We start from the raw sequence: 19435 nt of genomic DNA, 5'->3' as shown, positions 1-19435 counted from the left end.
CTTTCATCGCTTGAATCCGTGGGCACGCTTCCGCCTTCGCTCTTCGAGCTACGGCGGACAAGTCGCTTTGCCCACCCTACGGCACCGCGTTCGGGACCGGCCCTACGCCACGCTCTCCAGAAACGCCTCTTCCGCGGCGTGCACGGCGTCGGGCGTGCCGACATGCATCCAGACGCCGTCGAGGCGGAGGCCGAACAGCCGCTCCTGCTCGTTGGCGCGGTCGAACATTTTTGTCAGCGAGAACTCGCCCTGCGGCGCGCCTTCGAAGATCGACGGCGACAGGATCGCAGCGCCGGCATAGACGAACGGAACGACCTCCTTTTCCTTGCGCTTGCGCAGGGCGCCGTCGGGCAGCATGCCGTAGTCGCCGCGACCGCCGTAGCCGATGCTGGTTGCGGTCGGCGCCATCAGCAGCAGGATGTCCATGCGCGCGGGGTCGAAATTTTCGGCAAGCCGCGTCAAATTGGAGCGCACGCCGTCGATCCAGAGCGTGTCGGAATTGACGTGGAAGAACGGCGCGTCGCCGAGCAGCGGCAGCGCCTTGACCACGCCACCGCCGGTGCCGAGCACCTGGTCGCGCTCGTCAGAAATTGTCACGCGCGGAAGCTGGCGCGATGCGACGTGATCGATGATCTGGTCCGGCAGGTAATGCACGTTGACCACGGCCTCGGTCACGCCCGCCTGGCCGAGCTTGTCGAGCACGTGGTCGAGCAGCGGCTGGCCGGCCACCGGCACCATCGGCTTCGGCATCCTGTCCGTCAGGGGACGCATGCGCAGGCCAAACCCTGCAGCGAGCACCATGGCTTTGGTCGGTTTGACGGACATCCTTCGCTTTCTCAGACCTTTTCGCGTTCGCAGCAATCCTAACACGAGGTTCGATCAGCCGCACCGCATCTCAACCGCCTTAGCCACCCGCCGTGACGGTTGTACGACGGGTGTTGCCATCATGCCCCGACGGCTGTGGAACGCGCCTTTTTCTTCTTGTCGCCGAGCTTGAGGAAATTGACCCCGATTTGGTCGCCATTGACCCAGGCCAGCTCGCAACGCCGGTACGCAAGTCCGGTGGACGACAGCAGCAGAAAGAACTCCTTCAGATGGAGGCCCTCGACCGAGCCGTCGATGGTCAGCTTGGCGCCGGTCTCGGAGACGTCCTCCATGGTGCAGTCGCGCCGCCAGGTGCCGTCGATCCCCATCATCTGGGCCGAGATCCCGCGCTCGAAAACGACCCGGCTGTTGCCGCGCTGGTCCGTCTTTACCGCCATCTGCCCGCTCCAGCCCGTAATGATCCGGCTGCCTGGCCGCCAGAATACCGGCGTCTTGGCTAACAGCTGGTAAATCGGGCCCCGAATCAAGCCTTTGGCGGCCTTTGGGGCGACGGGACGTTGGCGAGATACCAGTCGCGCAAAGAGCTCAGCGCGGGATGCGCCAGCGAGCGCTGGAGATAGGTCCAGATCCGCGGCTGGTGACGCAAATAATGCGGCTTGCCATCGCGGCGGTTGAGGCGGGCGAAGGTGCCGAGCAGCCGCGTGTTTCGCTGTGCCGACATGATCGCGTAGAGCTCGGCGAAACCGGCCGGATCGAAGCCGGCATCGCCAGCGCGCCGCGCCTTGATGTAGCGCGACAGCAGCGTCAGCTCGAGGCTTTCGGGCACGTCGATGCGGGCGTCCTGGAGCAGCGACACCACGTCGTAGGATTGCGGACCGAGCACGGTGTCCTGGAAATCGATCACGCCGACGCGCGCGATGCCGGTGCGATCGCCAAGCCAGATCAGATTGGGCGAGTGATAGTCGCGGATGATCCACGTCTTCGGCGCGGCCAGCGGCTTCTTCAGCAGCTCTCGCCACATCGCGAAAAATTCGGCGCGCTTCTCTTCGCTCAGCGGCGCGTTGCGATCGGGCAGGTACCATTCCGGCATCAACCCGATCTCGATCAGCAGCGCCTCGGTATCGAAGAGGGGAATGGCGTAGCTCTGATCCGCCAGCGGCAATGTTTCCGGCAGCGTCTTGCCGTGCAGCACGGCCAGCACGTCGGTCGCAGCTTCGTAACGTTCGGCGATCGGGCGTGGCGGGTCGCCCTCGATTACGCCTTCGCTGCCGAAATCCTCGGAGATCAGGAGGCCGTGGTCGAGATCGTAATGGTGGATCGCGGGCGCCGAGACGCCGACTACGCGCAAGCCTTCGTCCATGGCAACGAAAGGCCTGATGTTCTCCGCAAGATGCACCGCGGCGCTGTAGGACTTCCCGTTGTACATAGCCGCGCCATCTGGCCGCTGCGGAGAGTTCATGAGGATGACGCTCTCGCCGTCGCGCAGCAGCCGCGCATAGGAGCGCGTCGAGGCATCGCCCGCCATGCGCTTGCGCGTCGCATCCAAGTAGCCCGCTGCGTCCAGGAATTCACGCAATGCCTGCAGCCGCGCGACCGTGGCCGCGCTCTTGCCGTGACCGGTGATGTCGGCGGCGCGCGCGTTCGAGCCCAATGCGGGGCGATGCGTCAGCGCGATGTCGATGCGATCCTGTGGCATCGCCGACGGCGCGCGCTCCGGCCATTCGATCAGGACGAGTGTGGCATCGGGCAGGGGCGACAGCCCGATCTCCTCGAGCTCGCTCTCGTCCTCGACGCGGTAGAGATCGGCGTGCATCACCGGGAACGGCGGCAGCTCATAGCCCTGCACCAGGGTGAAGGTCGGGCTCGGCACCTCCAGCTCCTCGTCGCCGGCGAGGTAGCGGATCAGCGCGCGGGCGGCAGCTGTCTTGCCGGCGCCGAGATCGCCGGTCAGCGTAATGACATCGCCGGGGCCGACCAGCAGCGCGAGATCGGCCATCAATTGCGCGGTGGCCGTCTCGTTGTGAAGCGCGACGGAGAATGCGGTTGGTTCTGTCATTCGGCGGCGTCGCGATGCGCCGCCTGGTCGGTCGGGAAGTCGCAGATCACGACCGTGCCCCGGCCGACGATCGAATCCACCCGCACCTTGCCGCCATGCAGCTCGACGAAGGAGCGCACCAGCGACAGGCCGAGCCCGGCGCCGCGGTGACGCGAGCCCTGCGAGCGGCTTTCAAACCAGTTGAACACCTTGTCCTTCATGTCGGCAGGTATTCCAGGCCCGGAATCTGTCACAGTGAAGACCACGCTGCGTTCGGTGCGGCGCGCGCTGATGCCGACGGTGGAATCCTGTGGAGAAAACCCGACGGCGTTGGCGAGGAGGTTATAGAGCACCTGCACCACGCGCTTCTCGTCGCCGACGAAGCTTCCGACATCGGGCGCGATCTCGACCTTGAGGCGGATGCGGTCGGTGGCGAGCCGGTCCTGGATGCCTTCGGCCGCGAGCTCGATGGTCTTGCTGACGTCGACCGGGCCGAGTTCCAGCTTCATCGCGCCGGCGTCGATGGTGGCGAGATCGAGGATGTTGTTGGTCAGCGCCAGCAGCGCGTTGGTCGATTTGGTGACGTAGTCGAGATATTCGGCCTGTTTCGGCGTCAGCGGCCCGGTCGAGGGATCGCTGAGGAAATGCGCGAAGCCGATGATGGTGGTGAGCGGCGAGCGCAGCTCGTAGGAAACGTGGTGGACGAAATCCACCTTCATCTGGTCGGCAGCCTCCAGCGCCTCGTTGCGCTCGCGTAGTGCGCGCTCGACGTTCTCGGTGTCGGTGATGTCCTGGAACGTCAGCATGGTGGCGCCGTCATGCAGCGGGCGGATCATGCCGTCGAGCACGCTGCCGTCCTTGCGCTCCAGCTTCAGCGGCACGTCGGCGCGGCTCTCGATCGAGGTGACGGCCTCGCGGATCTGACGCCAGACCGTGGGGTCGTCGAACAGCTGATGGCACCAGCCTTCCACCGTCTGGATGTGCGGCTCGTCGCGCATGGCATCGCTCGACAGCTTCCACATCCGGACGAAGGCCGGGTTGAACAGTTGCGCCTTGCCGTTGCTGCCGAACACCGCGACGCCCTCGGCGAGGCTGTCCAGCGTCTCGCGCTGGACCCGGATCATGCCGTCGAAGCGGCGGGCGAGCTCGAGGCTCTCGGTGACATCGTCGAACAGATAGGTGACGCCGCCTTCCGGGTTCGGCGTGGTCACGACCGAGAGCGCGCGGCCGTCGGGCAGGTACCAGGTGTCCTTGGTGGTCTCGACCGCGCGATAGGCCTCGTGCAGCTTGGATTTCCAGGCACGGAAGTCCGGCTGCTCCGGCAGCTTGCGCGCGGCGCGAAGCTGGTCGAGCACGCTGGAATCATCGGGATTGGCGTCGAGGAAGGTGCGGTCGAGGTCCCACAGCCGGCGGTAGGAATCGTTGTAGAAGGCCAGCCGACGCTGACCGTCGAACACGGCAACGCCGGAGGAGAGCTGGTCGAGCGTGCGGCGATGCGCCTCCGCCATCCGCACCAGCGCCGAGCTGAGCGCATCCGCCTCGCTGGCGTCGATGGCGACGCCGACGCTGCCGCTGCCGACATTGACCGCGCGCACGTCGTAGATGCGGCGCTCGCCGCTGATCACGATCGGCAGCCGCGCGTTGAAATTGGCGGTGTCCTTCAGTCCCCGTTCCATCGCGGTGCGATCGGCGCTGTCGAGCAGCTCGAGCTTGCGCTCCTGCGCGTCGGTGACGTTGTTCGCCTCGGTCGCGCGGACATAGGCGGGGTTGGCGTAGGTCAGCGCGCCGTTCTCGCCCTTGGCCCAGATCGGCCAGGGGGCGTTGGCGGCAAAGCCGCGCAGCATCTCGGTCTCGTCGGAGAGCGCGTTGTAGCGCAGATTGGTCTCGGCCAGATCGCGGCGGAGCCCCGAGAGCTCGCGAATCCGGACAATGGCCTGGCCGCCGATGGCGCGGCCGATGGCCTCGAGCGTGTGGCCATGCGCGGTGGTCAGTGTCAGCTGGAACCCGTCGCCGCGGTCACGCAGCGCATCGACGGCATGATCCATCTGGAGCGCGGGTTCCGGCGGCAGCCAGGTTCCGAAGGCGAGCACGCGTTGCGGCGAGGAGTCGCGCGGCAACACCATGGAGATGTCGCCGGAGATCTGCGCGCGATTATCGCCGGCCGGCCAGGAAATCAGGATCTGCGGCTCGGCGAACAGCAGCGCGCCGAAGCGGTCGGCCTGGAGCTGGAGTTCTCCGATTCGGGCACGCAGCCGCGCCTCGTTCTTCGCCGTACGCACGCGCGTGCGCATCAAGAGAATCGCAGCCACCACCGAGAAGCCGAGCAAGGCCAGCGCGGTGGCGAGCACCGCGAGTTCCTGCCGGTTGAAATCCAGCATGATGGAGAGGGTGTCGATGAGGTCGGCCGCCTCGGCCGGCGCAGCCGGCAGCAGCGCTGCAAGAGCGCCTCCCAACAAGCCGTTGCGCACGAGCGATGTGCACGACAGCAGCGTCCGACGCATCGACACGATCACGCCTGACATAGTTGCCCCAAGATCGCACAGATTTGCGCGCGGCGACCCCCGTCGCGCGCGAATCAAACGACAATACCCTCACCGCGACTCCGGCGGTAAGAGTCCAGATCGTGAACGCAAAGGCGGCCCCAAAAAAATGCCGGGTGAAGAGTTCCAACACACGTAAATCTTCGGATGATTCGGCTGGAACTGCCGTGCGTTAGCGGATGAGATGCGGGGGCCGTTTCCACGAAGCAGGTGCGCTCCCTCCCCCGCTTGCGGGGGAGGGTTGGGGAGAGGGTATCTCCGCAACGGGACGCTCCCCAGAGGAGAGAGCCCTCACCCGCCGCGCTCTGCGCGTCGACCTCTCCCGCAAGCGGGAGAGGTAAGAACTAGCGGCCCGTCGAGCCGAAGCCGCCGGCGCCGCGATCGGTGGCCGACAATGTGGCCACCGGAACCAGCGCGGCCTGCACCACGGGCGCGATCACCATCTGGGCGATGCGCTCGCCGCGCTTGATCACGAACGGCGCTGTGCCGTGATTGATCAGGATCACCTTGATCTCGCCGCGATAGTCCGCGTCGATCGTGCCCGGCGAGTTCAGCACGGTGACGCCGTGCTTGGCGGCAAGCCCCGAGCGCGGTCGCACCTGCGCCTCGTGCCCGGCCGGCAATGCGATCGCAAGGCCCGTCGGCACCAGCGCATATTGGCCGGGGGCGAGCGTCATCGGCTCGCTGTCCGGCACCGCCGCCATCAGATCGAGGCCGGCAGCCTCGGTAGTCTGATAGGCCGGCATTGGCAGGCCTTCCGCATGGGCCAGGCGTTGCAGTTCGACAGTGACCTTCGTGCTCAAGATGCCGGCTCCAGGGATTTGTCGGTCACGCTTCGTGCGACATGCGCGACCAGTTCGATGGCGACCTGTTCCTTGGTCATCACCGGCCAGGAATCAACTGCAATCTCGCCGTCCTTCTCACCATTCTTGCGACTGATCAGATGCACGGTGTTGCGGTCGCCGCCCATCACGCCGGTGGCGGGCGAGACGTCGTTGGCGACGATCCAGTCGCAGCCCTTGCGGGCCAGTTTTGACTTGGCGTTGTCGATGAGGTGCTCGGTCTCGGCGGCAAAGCCGATCACCAGCGGCGGGCGCTTGTCGGTCAGCTTCGAGATCGTGGCGAGGATATCGGGGTTCTCGATCAGCTGAAGCGGCGGCATGCCGGCCGATGTCTTCTTCAGCTTCTGCTCGCCTTCATTGGCAACGCGCCAGTCGGCGACCGCGGCGGCAAAGATCGCGATGTCGGCGGGAAGCGAGGCCTGCACCTGTTCCAGCATCTGCCGCGCCGATTCGACGTGCTTGACGGTGACGCCTTGGGGATCGCTGAGGTCGACCGGACCGCTGACCAAAATCACCTCGGCGCCGGCGGCCTGCGCGGCCGCGGCAATGGCAAAGCCCTGCTTGCCGGAGGAGCGGTTGGCGATGTAGCGCACCGGATCGATCGGCTCGTGGGTGGGACCTGCGGTGATCAGCACGCGCTTGCCGGCAAGTGGCTTTGGCGCCGGCGGTCGCAGCAGGCGCTCGGCAGCCGCGGCGATCTCGATCGCTTCCGACATGCGGCCGACACCGGCTTCGCCTGCTTCGGCCATCTCGCCGGAATTGGGTCCGATCAGCACCACGCCGTCGCGCTGCAGCTGCGTGAGGTTGCGGCGCGTCGCCGCATTGGTCCACATCAGCGGGTTCATTGCCGGTGCCAGCAGCACCTTGCGGTTGGTCGCGAGCAGGATGGCGCTGGCGAGATCGTCGGCATGGCCGTTCGCCATCTTGGCCATCAGGTCGGCGGTCGCCGGCGCCACCACGATCAGGTCGCAGTCGCGCGCAAGCCTGATATGGCCGGCGTCGAACTCGCTCTGCGGGTCGAACAGGTCGGTATAGACGCGCTCATGGGAGAGGGCGCTGACCGCCAGCGGCGTGACGAATTGCTGGGCCGCCTTGGTCAGGACGCAGCGGACCTCGACGCGGCGCTCCTTCAGCCTTCGGATCAGGTCGAGCGATTTGTAGGCCGCGATGCCACCGCCGATGATCAGGGTGACGCTGGCCTCGGGGACGGCGCCGGTGCGCTGGAGTGCGGGGGTGGAGGATGCCGCGGGCGGTACCGCAAACGGCGTCAGCGGCTCCTCGCGGCCCTCGATCAGCTCCCGCAGGATGACCCGGACCTCTTCCTCGACCGACCTGCGGTTCTTGGCCGAGCGCAGCCGCAAATAGGTTTTGACGGCGTCGTCGAGCTTGCGGATGGTCAGGCTTGCCATGACGCCCCTCCAGCACGAAATGATAGCGATGCTATCACTCGCGTGATTGCAATGCAATCAGGCTTTTGGCAATCACAGATTCCGGACGGCGATCAGGATCCCGATGAAGGTCGCGGCGATGATCCAGAGCGCGACAGTGCGCCAGCGATTCTTGCGGCCCTCGCTGCGGCCCATCGCGGCGATGCTCTCGGGCGACAGCCTGATGCCCTCCCGTGTCATGGTCTCGAGCTGCTCGAGCACCTTCACGGACCGCTCGGCGATTTCCGGCATGCGCATCAGCACGCGCGCGATGTCTCCGGTCCCGGCGAGCGCGCCTTGCACCCGGCCGATCGGACCGAGATTGCGCTCGATCCATTCGCGTACCACGGGGTCGGCGACCTTCCAGATGTCGAGTCTGGGATCGAAGCCGCGCGCCACGCCTTCGACCACGACCATGGTCTTCTGGAGCAGGATCAGCTCGGGGCGCGTGGTCATGTCGAACAGGCCGGTGACCTCGAGCAGCAGCGTCAAGAGCCGCGCCATCGAGATCTCTTCCGCCGTGCGGTTGTGGATCGGCTCGCCGATGGCGCGAATCGCTTGCGCGAAGTTCTCGACCGAGTGATGTGCGGGCACGTAGCCCGCCTCGAAATGCACCTCGGCGACGCGGCGATAATCGCGGGTGATGAAGCCGAGCAGGATTTCCGCGAGGAAGCGCCGCTCCTTCATGCCGAGCCGGCCCATGATGCCGAAATCGACCGCGACGAGTCGCCCCGCGTCATCCAGGAACAGATTGCCCGGATGCATATCGGCATGGAAGAAGCCGTCGCGCAGCGCGTGCCGCAGGAAGCTCTGGATCACCTTGCGGCCGAGATCGGGCAGGTCGACCTGCGATTCGGCCAGACGCTTGTGATCGTTCAGCGCGATGCCGTCGATCCACTCCATCGTCAGCACGTTGTGCGTGGTGCGGTCCCAGTCCACGGCCGGCACGCGGAAATCAGGATCGCCCTGCGTGTTCTCTGCCATCTCCGACAGCGCCGCAGCTTCCAGCCGCAGATCCATCTCCATCGCGACCGAGCGCGACATGGTGTTGATGACCTCGATGAGGCGCAGGCGCCGCGCTTCGGCCGAATAAGCCTCGGCCTTGTGCGCGACGAAGAAGAAATCGGAGAGGTCGCGGCGGAAGCGCGTAGCGACGTTGGGCCGAAGCACCTTGACCGCGACCGACTTGCGGATGCCGGCTTGCAAGACCTCGCCGCGATGCACCTGCGCGATCGAGGCGGCCGCCACGGGAGGGCCGAAGCTCACAAACACGTCCTTCAGCGGCCGCTCCAGCGAGGTCGCGATCGCGGCTTCGGCTTCGTCCTGCGGAAACGGCGGCAGGCGGTCCTGGAGACTTTCGAGGTCGCGCGCCATGATGACGCCGACGACGTCGGGGCGTGTGGCCAGGAATTGTCCGAGCTTGAGATAGGCGGGGCCCATCCGCGTCAGCGCGCGCGATATCCGCGGGCCGTGCTTGACGCCACGCCGTTCGACCAGGCGCGCCAGCTTCAGAGCGAGCTGTCCCGGCGGCGGCACCAGGCTCGGATCGACCGAGCCGAACACGCCCTCGCGCGCAAACACGAACGCGGCGCGGATCAGGCGCGCAATGTGGGTGAAGGCAGAGATCACAAACGCCAGCCCGAATGCAGTGCGACGATGCCGCCGGACAGGGTCTGCCAGCTGACGCGGGCGAAGCCGGCGTCGCGGATCATGTCGGCGAAGGCGTTGGGTTTCGGAAACTTGCGGATGGACTCGACGAGATATTGGTAGGACTCGGCGTCGCCCGTGATCATCCGGCCGAGCGGCGGGATCACCTTGAACGAGAACAGGTCGTAGATCCGGTCGAGCCCGGGCATCTCGACGGTGGAGAATTCCAGGCACAGGAAGCGGCTGCCGGGCCTCAGCACGCGATGGGCCTCGCGCAGCGCCAGATCGATCCGGGGCACGTTGCGAATACCGAAGGCGATCGTATATGCGTCGAAGCTGCGGTCGGCGAAGGCGAGCGCTTCGGCATTGCCTTCGACGAAATCGACCCGGGTGTCGAGATGGCGCTTCGCGGCGCGCTCGCGGCCCACCGCCAGCATGTCGGTGTTGATGTCGCAGACGGTGGCATGGAAGCCGGTGCCCGCCGCTTTGGCGGCGCGGAACGAGATGTCGCCGGTGCCGCCGGCGACGTCGAGCAGCGCGAACGGCCGGTCGCTCCTCGGCGGGTCGAGCGCGGTGATCATGATGTCCTTCCAGACCCGGTGCAGGCCACCGGACATCAAATCGTTCATCAAATCATAGCGCGACGCCACGCTGTGAAACACATCGTTCACCAGCGTCTGCTTGTCCCCGAGGGGGACGTCCCTGAAGCCAAAATGCGTGGTTTCGCCCGGCCGATCCATTACTCTACTCCACTGGGCGAACCATAGCGCGCCCGCCGCAATGGCGCTATCACACCGCCCTCATAAGGTGAATGCCTGACCATGCCTGAATTGCCCGAAGTCGAGACCGTCCGCCGCGGCCTTCAGCCTGTGATGGAGGGTGCGAAAATCCTGGTGGCGGAGGCCCGCCGGCCGGACCTGCGCTTTCCGTTCCAGCCGGATTTCGTGGCCCGGCTCCAGGGGCAGGTCGTCACGGGGCTCGGCCGGCGTGCAAAATATCTCATGGCCGATCTCGCCTCCGGCGATGTGCTCTTGATGCATCTGGGCATGTCGGGCTCGTTCCGCGTCATCAAGCCGGACAACGAGGCAGCTCCCGGCGAGTTTCACTATCCGAGGGGTAAGGACTCCACGCACGACCACGTGCTCTTTCGGATGTCTTCCGGCGCCGACATCGTCTTCAACGACCCGCGCCGCTTCGGTTACATGAAAGTGATCGCACGTAACGCACTCGAGGAGGAGCCGCTGCTGCGCGACCTCGGCCCCGAGCCGCTCGGCAACGAATTCGACGCCGCGATGCTGGCGCGGTCCTGCGAAGGCAAGACCACCAGCCTGAAGGCCGCACTGCTCGACCAGCGCGTGGTGGCGGGGCTCGGCAACATCTATGTCTGCGAAGCCCTGCATCGCTCGCATCTGTCGCCGCGCCGGATCGCGGCGACGCTCGCGACCAAGGGCCGCAAGGGCGTTGGCGGCGGCGAGCCGACCGATCATGCGAAGCGATTGGTAAGTGCGATCCACACGGTGCTGAACGACGCCATCAAGGCCGGCGGCTCGTCCTTGCGCGACCATCGTCAGACCTCGGGCGAGCTCGGCTATTTCCAGCATTCGTTCAAGGTCTACGACCGCGAAGGCGAGAAATGCACGACGCCGGGCTGCGGTGGCACCGTCAAGCGGTTCACGCAGAACGGACGCTCGACCTTCTGGTGTCAGAAGTGTCAGAAGTGACGTAGCCGGTAGCCCGGATGGAGCGCAGCGAAATCCCGGGTCCAGCGTGACCGCGGAGAGACTTCCCGGATTTGCGCTGCGCTCCATCCGGGCTACGACGCGAAAATCGAGTGTCTACAAAAACCGCGAAGCGAAGCAATCCGGCCGGGCTGGTGGCCGGATCGCTTCGTCGCTGGGGCCCCTGCCGGATGGTGAAGGGCCGACTGCCGTCAGAGCGATTGCCCCGCTCAGGACGCCAGTGTCGTGGTCTCCTCTGCCGAAAGATCGGCAGCGACATGCAGCATGCCGTCGGTAGCCGACATCACCTGGTCGATCAGGACATTGGTCGTGGCGCTGAGCTCGAGCCGGGTTTCGATCCAGCGCCACAGGCCGCGGATCTCGTCCGCCGACTTGCCGTTCGGCGCGAATTCGCTCACGGCAAGGCCGCTCGCGAGCGAGTCCTGATGATCGTTGCGCATCACGATCAGCGGGCGCGCGAGAACTTCAGTGAGATCGAGCGCGGCTTCCTCGGCGAGGGTGTTGGCGGCGTTGTCGATGCGCTGGCCGCGGATCGGCGTCTGGTTGAGCACGAAGCTGTAGGGCCGCTTCCAGGCGCGTGCGACGCTGAGCGTCGAGACGGTCGCCTCGATGTCGGCGACGCTCGGGCGGGCCGGGATCAGGCAGAGATCGGAATGGCGGATCGCAGCGGTGGTCGCGGCGCTGAGGCCGGCGGCGGTGTCGACGATCGCCAGCTGCAGGCCGCTGTCAGCCAGCATCTTCAGGCGCGGCTCGATGTCGGCGGCATGATAGATCGGCTCGACGACGAGATCATCGGCGGTGCGGCGGCGCTGCCAGTTCGACAGAGTGCCCTGCGGGTCGGTCTCGATCAGGCGGACGGTGAAGCCGGCCTGCTTGGCCGCGAGCGCGAGGCCGATGGCGAGCGTGCTCTTGCCGCTGCCACCCTTTTGGGTGGCCAGTACGATCGTGTGCATTTGAAGATCAATCCTTTGGAATGCTTGGGTCAGGAATACGCCACGCGAACGTGCATCGATCTCGATGCTGAGCCTTCTCGCTCAGGACGTGCCGGCCCGATCCAAAGGGGGATCGCGGAGGTCCGAATCAACAGTAACGATGATGGCGGAATGGGGATGGCCAGCTAATCCGTACCATTACTGGACCAGTAGTCGTACGTGTGATGATGCTCGCGGCTCAGTTGAACTCGTGTCCACTACGCGCCGCACCGCGTCCGGGACACGAGAGTTGGCGTTAAACCTACTTCCGCACGCAGATCACGCGCACGACGGCGGCCTTTGCGTCCGTCGACGTACCGTTCACCGTGACCTGTTTCGCCTTCAGGAAATCGCGCACGGCGTCCGCGGACACCATCACGGCCTGCGAGGCCGGCACCGATGTCGCGGGTCCTGCCACCATGGTCGGCTTCAACAACGCAATGCCGGCGAACTTGCCGTCGCCATCGATCGCCGGACCACCGGAAAATCCCACCGCCGGGGGAGGCGACAGTGCGGACTCGCTGCTCGTGACCGGTGCGAGTGCGCCCTTGACGGTCGAGACACTCGCCGCGCCGCCCTGGCTCTGCGGATCGGCGATGCCGACGACATCCACGTTCGTCTTGGCCGCGCCGCCAGCGAGGCTGAATGGCTTCAGGCCGCGCGCGCCGTAGATATGCAGGAGTGCAAGACCGCGCTCCTTGTCCTCGGCGAGGCGATCGGCGCTGCCATAGCCGGCGATCGTGATGGCGAGGCAGCCGTCGGTGACGAGCCGGTCGGTGACGATCGCGCCGTCATCGCTGATGACGAGGCCGGTGCCGTATTCGACGGTCTTGCGCGGCGGCGGCCCGGCTTGCGGTCCGGACGGAAACGCGTTGAACGCGCTCGACATCGCGATCACGACCGGCTCGACCGTGTTCTCGGTCGCCTGGTCGTAGAGGATCGTCATGGTGCGGACCTCGTCACCTCTAAAGGTGCCGCGGACGTAAAACTTCTTCAGGCCCTGCAATCCCGAGAGCACGAAGAAATCGGGCTTCACCACGGTGTAATCGACCTTGCGCCCGGACGGCTCCTTCTCCAGCTCCGCGAGTTTTGCCGCGGTCGGGTTCGCCTCCTTGCGGCGGCTGAGCAGCACCTGCACGGTTCCGGTCGGCGAGGTCCATTTCGAGCCGTTGGCGTCGCTCGCCTGCTGCGGCACCAGTTTCGAGGGGATGCCGAGCCGGGCGCCGCTGGTCGGCTCCGTCACGATCTTCCAGCCGACGCCGTCCTGCTTCTTTCGCGCCGTCTCGGCCAGCGCGGCGCGCTCCTGCGGATTGAGCACGCCGGTCGGCTTGCCGCCCTTGGCCTTCTGGTATTCCTTGATGGCGTTGACCAGGCGCGCGCTGACGTCGCCGGTGATGGCGCCGTTGTACTGGCCGACCCAGGCGAGGTCGGATTGCAGCGACAGCCGCTCCGCTTGCGCCATCGCATCCGCCGTCGCCGATGGCGTCTGCGTTGCCGGAGGCCGGATCGGCACGGTCTGGACCAGCTTCGGCTTGGTACCGGGGATCTGCGGCGTCGTCATCTGGGCGTGCGCGCCTGTGGCAGCCGCAAACATCAAGGTTGCCGCAAGCATCGATCTCATGACAAATCCAACCAGCCCATTGAACGCAATGCCATTGAAGCACATCTCGTTGGTCGCGAACAATGTTGGGGTGGTTCAGGCCTAAGGTCGAGCCGCGTACACAGGTCCTCATCCTGAGGAGCGGCCTCAAGGCCGCGTCTCGAAGGATAGCCGCGGCGAGATCGGGGCCTGCATGGTTCGAGACGGCGCTTTGCGCTTCCTCCCCATGAGGAGTGAGAGCGACGGCTTGGTAGGAGAGGCGTACGACGATGCTGAGCCCGGACGAACTGGAACGCTATGCCCGCCATATCGTGCTGCGCGACGTCGGCGGACCGGGCCAGGCGGCGCTGAAGCGCGCCTCTGCGCTGGTGATCGGCGCCGGCGGGCTCGGCGCGCCGGCGCTGATGTATCTGGCCGCCGCCGGCATCGGCACGCTCGGCGTGGTCGATGACGACGTGGTGTCGCTGTCCAATCTGCAGCGCCAGGTGATCCACACCACGCCCGATATCGGCCGGCACAAGGTCGAGAGCGCCGCCGAGCGGATTGCGGCGCTCAACCCGCATGTTCGCTTCGTCGGCCACGCCACCTGGCTGAATGCGGACAATGCGCTCAGCCTGATCGGCGACTACGACCTCGTGCTCGACGGCTCCGATAATTTCTCGACACGCTATCTGGTCTCGGACGCCTGCTTCTTCGCGAAGCGGCCGTTGATCACGGCCGCGCTCGGCACCTTCGACGGCTCGCTCACCACCATCCGCGCGCACGAGACCAACGAGCAGGGCGAATTCAATCCGACCTATCGCTGCCTGTTTCCGGAGGCGCCGCCGCCGGGTACCGTTCCTGCCTGCGCGGAAGCCGGCGTCATGGGTGCGCTGGCGGGCGTGCTGGGATCAATGATGGCGATGGAGGCGATCCGCGAGATCGTCGGTTTCGGCGACGGCCTGGTCGGCCGCCTCCTGATGATCGATGCGCGCGCGATGCGCTTCGAGACGCTGCGCTATTCGCGCGATCCGGCCAATCCGCTCAACGGCGACGGGCCTGTGATCACCGACCTCAGCGCCCATCGCACGTGATGGGCTGCGTTACGCCGTGGCCGGCTTCTCGCTATCGAGATGGGCCATCTGCTCGGCGGTGTAACGCGTGCCCGAGGCGACATCCGGCGGAAACGCCTTGGCCAGCGCCGCAAGATGCGCCGATGTCAGCGTGACCCTGGTCGCGCCAAGCGCTTCGACGAGACGGGTGCGGGTCTTGGCGCCGACCAGCGGCACGATCTCTTTTCCCTGCGCCGCGACCCAGGCGATTGCGACCTGCGCCGGCGTTGCGCCGATTTCGCCGGCGATGGCACGCAGGGACTCCACCAGCGCGAGATTGGCGTCGAGATTTGCGCCCTGGAAGCGCGGCGTCATCAGCCGGTAGTCCTTGCCGGCCGTGCCCGAATCCTTCGACCAATGGCCGCTGATCAGGCCGCGCGCCAGGACGCCATAGGCGGTGATGCCAATGCCGAGCTCGCGGCAGGTCTTGAGAATGTCGCGCTCGATGCCGCGCTCGATCAGCGAATATTCGATCTGGAGATCGACGATCGGATGCACGGCATGCGCGCGGCGGATGGTGTCGGAGCCGACCTCGGACAGGCCGATATGCCTGATGTAGCCAGCCTTCACGAGATCGGCGAGGCCGCCGATGGTCTCTTCAATGGGGACGTTGGGGTCGAGCCGTGCCGGGCGGTGGATATCGATATAGTCGGTGCCGAGCCGCTGCAGCGAATAGGCGAGGAAATTCCGGATCGCGGCCGGGCGGCAATCCATGCCAGTGAATTCACCGGCAGGGCCGCGTAGCGCGCCGAACTTGACGCTGATCTGCACCCTGTCGCGCGCCACTTCCTTCAGCGCATCGCGGATCAGCATTTCATTGTGACCCATGGCGTAGAAATCGCCGGTGTCGAGCAGCGTGATACCGGCGTCGAGCGCCGCGTGGATCGTGGCGATGCTCTCGCCGCGATCGGCCGGGCCATAGGCGTCCGACATGGCCATGCAGCCGAGACCAAGGGCAGAGACGCGGGGGCCGGTTGAACCGAGTTTGTGCTGTTCCATGATGGCTCTCCTCGAAAGGCGGCAGGCTGATTGCGCCGCATGACGGGCTGGATATGCACCTGGTCCATTGCGCCGATAAGCTGGACAATACCGAATGGCTTGTTCATTCTAACGAACAATGACTGAGCCTGATCTGCGCGATCTCGACGTCTTCGTGGCGGTCGCCCGCACCCGCAATTTCCGGCGGGCGGCGATCGAGATTCGCGTGTCGGTGTCGAGCCTTAGCCAGCGCCTACGCGACCTCGAGGAGCGCCTTGGCGTCCGCCTGATGAACCGCACCACCCGCAGTGTCGCGCTGACCGAGGCGGGCGAGCTGCTGCTGTCGCGGGTGGCACCTGCGCTACGCGACGTCGGCGATGCCCTGGCGGAGGTGCGGGGCCTGCGCGAGGTGGCTTCCGGCCGCCTGCGCATCAACGCGCCGCCCCCGGCGGTCGATCTCGTGCTGGCGCCGATGGTCGGCCCGTTCCTCGCAGCGCATCCGCAGGTCGATCTCGACGTCGTGTCCGAAAGCGGTTTCGTCGATATCGTGAGCGGGGGCTACGATGCCGGCGTGCGTTATGGTGAGCATCTCGCGCAGGACATGGTGGCGATCCCGCTGAGCGGTCCGCAGCACTATGTCGTCGTCGCCTCGCCCGATTATGTCGCGCGCCGCGGCGAGCCGAAGCATCCGAAGGATTTGCTCGAGCATGATTGCATCCGCGCCCGGTATTCGAGCGGCGTCATGCACGATTGGGAGTTCGAGAAGGCCGGCCAGATCGTGAAGGTCGATCCGCCGGCAAAGCTGATCTCCACGAACATGACCCTTGCCCTGCGAGCCGCGCTCGATGGTGTGGGCGTCTGGGCAACGATCGACGGTTATGTCGGCGATGCCGTGAAGTCCGGCGCGCTGGTCAGCCTGATGGAAGATTGGTGCGAGCCGTTTCCCGGCCCGTTCCTGTATTACCCGAGCCGGCGCCAGACGCCGCCCGCGCTGCGCGCCTTCATCGATTTCGTCGCCGACTGGCGCAAGCGCGAGACGCGCGGGAAATAAACCTCAGAGCATGCTCGGCAGCACGCGATCCGGCGGCTTGTGGGCGTCGAGGAAGGTGCGGATGTTGATGATCACCTTCTCGCCCATCTCGACGCGGCCTTCGATCGTGGCCGAGCCCATATGCGGCAGCAACGTCACCTTGCCGGCCTTGGCAAGCCGCACCAGCTTGGGGTTGACTGCAGGCTCGTGCTCGTAGACGTCGAGCCCGGCGCCGCCGATCTCGCCGCCTTCGATCAGCTTGATCAGCGTGTCCTCGTCGGTCACCTCGCCGCGCGCGGTGTTGACGATATAGGCGTCCTTGCGGATCAGCTTCAGCCGCCGCGCCGAGAGCAAATGATAGGTCGCCGGCGTGTGCGGACAGTTCACCGAGATGATGTCCATCCGCGCCAGCATCTGGTCGAGGCTTTCCCAATAGGTCGCGCCAAGCTCTTCGGCGATCTTCGGCGCCACGGGACGGCGGTTGTGATAGTGGATCTGCAGCCCGAAGGCGCGGGCGCGGCGCGCCACCGCTTGGCCGATGCGACCCATGCCGATGATGCCGAGCCGCTTGCCGCCGATACGGTGGCCGAGCATCCAGGTCGGCGACCAGCCCGGCCAGGGTTTTCCTTCGGTCAGGATCGAGGCGCCTTCGATCATCCGCCTGGGCACGGCGAGGATCAGCGCCATGGTCATGTCGGCGGTGTCCTCGGTCAGGACCTTGGGCGTGTTGGTGACGGTGATGCCGCGGGCATGCGCGGCCTCGACGTCGATATTATCGACGCCGTTGCCGAAATTGGCGATCAGCCGCAGCTTGCAGTCGGGCTGGTTGATGATGTCGGCGCTGATATGGTCGGTGACGGTCGGAACCAGCACGTCGGCGGTGCGTGCGGCTTCCGCGATCTGGTCGGCGGACATCGGCGTGTCCTCGAGATTGATCCGCGCGTCGAACAATTCGCGCATCCGCGTCTCGATCGAATCCGGCAGCTTGCGCGTCACCACGACGAGGGGCTTTTTCTTCACCGACATGTCCTGCTCTCATGAGGCGTCGCAAGCCGCCTCTGTCGCCAAAGGCCGGTCGTTGAGGTCTCATTAACCCGGTTGTTCGACACTGCCCTTGCCGTGTCCGTCCCCGGCGTTTCCAAGCTCTCCCGATATTTCCGGCCGGAAAATCGGGGCAAACTGGTTGTTCAAGTGCCCGTCCTCTCTAGCAGAAGGCCGGGCCAAGACAAGAACCACGGGTCAAGGCTTCAAGGAGCCCGGTTTGGGGAACACCCGCGTGGGGCGGGTCAGGGGGTTGCGCGGCAGGTTTTGGAATTTGGGGTGAGGACCGGGCTCGGGCCGGGTCTTCGACAGGAGACGGGTTGATGGCGTTGGGGCGTTTTTGTTCGGTAATGGCGCTCGTTTGCACCTGGTTGAGCGCTTCGGTCGGCCCCTCGCATTCGGCCAAGGACACCACGCCCCAGACCGCCAGCGGCCTGCCGGTGCCGCGCTATGTCAGCCTCAAATCGGATCACGTGAACGTCCGTGCCGGCCCGACCAAGGACAATGACGTGGCCTGGGTCTACACCCGTTCGGGCCTGCCGGTGGAAATTACCGCCGAGTTCGAGAATTGGCGCCGGGTGCGCGATTCCGAAGGCGCCGAGGGCTGGGTCTATCACTCGCTGCTGTCGGGCCGCCGCACCGCGGTCGTCACCATGAAGCACAAGGACGACCTCGCCCCGATCTACGATCGCGCCGATCTCGACAGCGCGGTTGCAGCAAGACTCCAGGCCGGCGTCGTCACGCAGGTAAAGAAGTGCGCTGCAAACTGGTGCCGCGTCACCGGCAACGGTTTTGACGGCTGGATCCAGCAGGAGCGCCTCTGGGGCGTGTATTCGGACGAGCAGGTGAACTGACGCTGCTGTCGTCCCGGCGAACGCCGGGACACATAACCACAGGGTTCAATTGTTTTGGGAGGCGTCAACCGGCGTGCCTCATTGAGGAATCACGCGGTGGGTCCCGGCGTTCGCCGGGACGACAATAGAGTTGTGAGGTTCAGCGCTTCTTGCGCAGGCGCACGACCATGTCGATGCGCGCGATCTCGTAACCCTCCGGCACTTCCGGCATCTTGGACAGCGCCAGATGCGGATCCTCGATGTCGACCAGCTCATGGCTGTTCTCGAGGTAGTAGTGATGGTGGGTGGTGACGTTGGTGTCGAAATAGGTCTTGGTGCCGTCGACGCTGACCTGGCGGAGCAGGCCGGCATCGGTGAGCTGGTTCAGCGTGTTGTAGACAGTCGCCAGCGACACCGGAACCTTGGCCAGTGTGGCTTCCTCGTAGAGCATTTCAGCCGTGAGGTGGCGAGCACCTTTGCCGAACAACAGCCAGCCCAGTGCCATGCGCTGACGCGTCGGACGGAGCCCGGCGGACTGGAGCATTTCGTTGACGTCGTGCCAGGGGCAGCCGGTGAGAGCCGGCTGGCGGCCGGACAGCAGGGCCGCGGAGTGGACGTCGTCGTCGTGATGGGGCGCAGTATTCTCGCTCATTTCCAGATTTCGGGCACGCGTGAACAATATCTCTCAGCAATATAAGAACAGAAAGATGCAGATGCAAGTTTCTCGCAACTAGAGAGGTTCTAATAAGGCTTGGAACCGGCCCGGTATCGCGTCATTTTACCTTCATGGATGCACTTTGCTACCCGAAATGGCCTGTGTTAGAGAGCGCGCGGTT

General features: G+C 65.6%; 17 protein-coding genes. 4 read left to right on the top strand and 13 right to left on the bottom strand.

Translation table 11 applies throughout. The annotated features are described in order from the left end of the window. Positions 1-102: 102 nt before the first annotated feature. The 8 genes from GGD62_RS11425 to ubiE all read right to left on the bottom strand — a co-directional run bounded on the left by GGD62_RS11425 (position 103) and on the right by ubiE (position 10056). Positions 103-825, bottom strand: a complete 723-nt coding sequence (locus GGD62_RS11425; RefSeq protein ID WP_092251437.1) for a nucleotidyltransferase family protein — start codon at positions 823-825, stop codon at positions 103-105. Positions 826-944: 119 nt separating this feature from the next. After that, on the bottom strand, positions 945-1262 hold the full coding sequence (locus tag GGD62_RS11420) for a PilZ domain-containing protein (RefSeq protein WP_018323417.1): 318 nt from the start codon (positions 1260-1262) through the stop codon (positions 945-947). A gap of 86 nt (positions 1263-1348) precedes the next feature. Then, complete coding sequence (gene tsaE, locus GGD62_RS11415) at positions 1349-2881, bottom strand: tRNA (adenosine(37)-N6)-threonylcarbamoyltransferase complex ATPase subunit type 1 TsaE (protein ID WP_183708531.1); 1533 nt, start codon at positions 2879-2881, stop codon at positions 1349-1351. Continuing rightward, positions 2878-5382, bottom strand: a complete 2505-nt coding sequence (locus GGD62_RS11410; protein ID WP_018323415.1) for a PAS domain-containing sensor histidine kinase — start codon at positions 5380-5382, stop codon at positions 2878-2880. The genes tsaE and GGD62_RS11410 overlap by 4 nt, the downstream gene beginning before the upstream one ends. 362 nt (positions 5383-5744) lie before the next feature. After that, on the bottom strand, positions 5745-6203 hold the full coding sequence (gene dut / locus GGD62_RS11405; protein WP_179732601.1) for a dUTP diphosphatase: 459 nt from the start codon (positions 6201-6203) through the stop codon (positions 5745-5747). Continuing rightward, positions 6200-7651 carry a bifunctional phosphopantothenoylcysteine decarboxylase/phosphopantothenate--cysteine ligase CoaBC gene (gene coaBC / locus GGD62_RS11400; RefSeq protein WP_183708529.1) on the bottom strand — a complete coding sequence of 484 codons (1452 nt, stop codon included), beginning with the start codon at positions 7649-7651 and terminating at the stop codon, positions 6200-6202. Before coaBC ends, dut begins: the two co-directional genes overlap by 4 nt. Positions 7652-7723: 72 nt before the next feature. Next, a complete protein-coding gene (ubiB, locus tag GGD62_RS11395) occupies positions 7724-9298 on the bottom strand; it encodes a 2-polyprenylphenol 6-hydroxylase (protein WP_183708527.1) in 1575 nt (524 codons plus the stop codon). Continuing rightward, a complete protein-coding gene (ubiE, locus tag GGD62_RS11390) occupies positions 9295-10056 on the bottom strand; it encodes a bifunctional demethylmenaquinone methyltransferase/2-methoxy-6-polyprenyl-1,4-benzoquinol methylase UbiE (RefSeq protein WP_179732606.1) in 762 nt (253 codons plus the stop codon). The genes ubiB and ubiE overlap by 4 nt, the downstream gene beginning before the upstream one ends. An 81-nt stretch (positions 10057-10137) precedes the next feature. On the opposite strand from ubiE, the gene mutM reads away from it, so the two are divergent. Next, positions 10138-11037: a bifunctional DNA-formamidopyrimidine glycosylase/DNA-(apurinic or apyrimidinic site) lyase gene (mutM, locus tag GGD62_RS11385; protein WP_183708525.1), complete on the top strand. Its 900-nt coding sequence runs from the start codon at positions 10138-10140 to the stop codon at positions 11035-11037. A 227-nt stretch (positions 11038-11264) separates the two neighbouring features. Here the strand turns inward: mutM and GGD62_RS11380 are convergent, their stop codons facing one another. Together GGD62_RS11380 and GGD62_RS11375 are read right to left on the bottom strand one after the other, a co-directional pair. After that, positions 11265-12008, bottom strand: a complete 744-nt coding sequence (locus tag GGD62_RS11380; RefSeq protein ID WP_183708523.1) for a ParA family protein — start codon at positions 12006-12008, stop codon at positions 11265-11267. 280 nt (positions 12009-12288) lie between these two features. Next, positions 12289-13647: a peptidoglycan-binding protein gene (locus GGD62_RS11375; protein ID WP_183708521.1), complete on the bottom strand. Its 1359-nt coding sequence runs from the start codon at positions 13645-13647 to the stop codon at positions 12289-12291. A gap of 248 nt (positions 13648-13895) precedes the next feature. Between GGD62_RS11375 and GGD62_RS11370 the strand changes: the two genes are divergently transcribed. Next, positions 13896-14699, top strand: a complete 804-nt coding sequence (locus tag GGD62_RS11370; RefSeq protein ID WP_179732613.1) for a molybdopterin-synthase adenylyltransferase MoeB — start codon at positions 13896-13898, stop codon at positions 14697-14699. A 9-nt stretch (positions 14700-14708) separates the two neighbouring features. Here the strand turns inward: GGD62_RS11370 and GGD62_RS11365 are convergent, their stop codons facing one another. After that, positions 14709-15716, bottom strand: coding sequence for an aldo/keto reductase (locus tag GGD62_RS11365; protein ID WP_183708519.1), 1008 nt, complete (start codon positions 15714-15716; stop codon positions 14709-14711). 118 nt (positions 15717-15834) lie between these two features. On the opposite strand from GGD62_RS11365, the gene GGD62_RS11360 reads away from it, so the two are divergent. After that, a complete protein-coding gene (locus tag GGD62_RS11360; protein ID WP_183708517.1) occupies positions 15835-16746 on the top strand; it encodes a LysR family transcriptional regulator in 912 nt (303 codons plus the stop codon). Positions 16747-16749: 3 nt separating this feature from the next. Here the strand turns inward: GGD62_RS11360 and GGD62_RS11355 are convergent, their stop codons facing one another. Beyond that, positions 16750-17751, bottom strand: a complete 1002-nt coding sequence (locus tag GGD62_RS11355; protein WP_018323404.1) for a D-glycerate dehydrogenase — start codon at positions 17749-17751, stop codon at positions 16750-16752. Between the two features lie 338 nt (positions 17752-18089). On the opposite strand from GGD62_RS11355, the gene GGD62_RS11350 reads away from it, so the two are divergent. Continuing rightward, entirely contained in the window at positions 18090-18620 is a 531-nt protein-coding gene (locus GGD62_RS11350; RefSeq protein ID WP_018323403.1) for an SH3 domain-containing protein, read from the top strand. Between the two features lie 139 nt (positions 18621-18759). Here GGD62_RS11350 and irrA read toward each other — a convergent pair whose 3' ends face one another. Continuing rightward, positions 18760-19251: an iron response transcriptional regulator IrrA gene (irrA, locus tag GGD62_RS11345; RefSeq protein WP_014490952.1), complete on the bottom strand. Its 492-nt coding sequence runs from the start codon at positions 19249-19251 to the stop codon at positions 18760-18762. Positions 19252-19435 lie beyond the last annotated feature (184 nt).

This window comes from Bradyrhizobium sp. ERR14, assembly GCF_014198235.1.
Lineage (GTDB): Bacteria > Pseudomonadota > Alphaproteobacteria > Rhizobiales > Xanthobacteraceae > Bradyrhizobium.
Note: the sequence above shows the minus strand (reverse complement) of the source record. Positions and strands in the feature narration are given on the sequence as shown.

What these genes read in the sequence shown, in the direction of transcription:
- GGD62_RS11425 (WP_092251437.1), bottom strand. Translation starts at nt 825, where the DNA reads ATGTCCGTCAAACCGACCAAAGCCATGGTGCTCGCTGCAGGGTTTGGC.
- GGD62_RS11420 (WP_018323417.1), bottom strand. Translation starts at nt 1,262, where the DNA reads ATGGCGGTAAAGACGGACCAGCGCGGCAACAGCCGGGTCGTTTTCGAG.
- tsaE (WP_183708531.1), bottom strand. Translation starts at nt 2,881, where the DNA reads ATGACAGAACCAACCGCATTCTCCGTCGCGCTTCACAACGAGACGGCC.
- GGD62_RS11410 (WP_018323415.1), bottom strand. Translation starts at nt 5,382, where the DNA reads ATGTCAGGCGTGATCGTGTCGATGCGTCGGACGCTGCTGTCGTGCACA.
- coaBC (WP_183708529.1), bottom strand. Translation starts at nt 7,651, where the DNA reads ATGGCAAGCCTGACCATCCGCAAGCTCGACGACGCCGTCAAAACCTAT.
- ubiE (WP_179732606.1), bottom strand. Translation starts at nt 10,056, where the DNA reads ATGGATCGGCCGGGCGAAACCACGCATTTTGGCTTCAGGGACGTCCCC.
- mutM (WP_183708525.1), top strand. Translation starts at nt 10,138, where the DNA reads ATGCCTGAATTGCCCGAAGTCGAGACCGTCCGCCGCGGCCTTCAGCCT.
- GGD62_RS11380 (WP_183708523.1), bottom strand. Translation starts at nt 12,008, where the DNA reads ATGCACACGATCGTACTGGCCACCCAAAAGGGTGGCAGCGGCAAGAGC.
- GGD62_RS11375 (WP_183708521.1), bottom strand. Translation starts at nt 13,647, where the DNA reads ATGAGATCGATGCTTGCGGCAACCTTGATGTTTGCGGCTGCCACAGGC.
- GGD62_RS11370 (WP_179732613.1), top strand. Translation starts at nt 13,896, where the DNA reads ATGCTGAGCCCGGACGAACTGGAACGCTATGCCCGCCATATCGTGCTG.
- GGD62_RS11365 (WP_183708519.1), bottom strand. Translation starts at nt 15,716, where the DNA reads ATGGAACAGCACAAACTCGGTTCAACCGGCCCCCGCGTCTCTGCCCTT.
- GGD62_RS11360 (WP_183708517.1), top strand. Translation starts at nt 15,835, where the DNA reads ATGACTGAGCCTGATCTGCGCGATCTCGACGTCTTCGTGGCGGTCGCC.
- GGD62_RS11355 (WP_018323404.1), bottom strand. Translation starts at nt 17,751, where the DNA reads ATGTCGGTGAAGAAAAAGCCCCTCGTCGTGGTGACGCGCAAGCTGCCG.
- GGD62_RS11350 (WP_018323403.1), top strand. Translation starts at nt 18,090, where the DNA reads ATGGCGTTGGGGCGTTTTTGTTCGGTAATGGCGCTCGTTTGCACCTGG.
- irrA (WP_014490952.1), bottom strand. Translation starts at nt 19,251, where the DNA reads ATGAGCGAGAATACTGCGCCCCATCACGACGACGACGTCCACTCCGCG.